The following is a 375-nucleotide window of genomic DNA, read 5'->3' on the forward strand; positions in this document are numbered from 1 at the left end:
ATTAGCGTCGTAATAATACCCAAATCCTAAGAATTTCAACTCTTTTGGACGTGAGATTCTACTCTTCTCTACGTTGACTATCAGGCCTAATTTCTCTTCTATAAATCTCACGATTGTGCCCATTACTCGATTCGCTGCCTTTTCACTTTTCACAAAGATAAGGGCATCATCAGCGTACCTCACGAACCTTAGTCCTCTTTTCTCCAGTTCCTTATCAAGTTCGTTTAACATTATATTACTTAATAGTGGGCTGAGGTTGCCTCCTTGCGGAGTACCGACAGGTGTGTCTTCATATTTTCCATTCACCATGACTCCACTAACTAAGTATTTTCTGATTAGCGATATGACATCTCCGTCTTTTATTGTGTTGGATAT

General features: G+C 39.5%; 1 protein-coding gene. It reads right to left on the minus strand.

The annotated features are described in order from the left end of the window. A partial coding sequence (locus tag ASU00_RS24170) for a reverse transcriptase domain-containing protein (protein ID WP_269085365.1) occupies window positions 1-375 on the minus strand: 375 nt, incomplete at both ends.

Source organism: Peribacillus muralis (assembly GCF_001439925.1).
Taxonomy (GTDB): Bacteria; Bacillota; Bacilli; order Bacillales; family DSM-1321; genus Peribacillus; species Peribacillus muralis.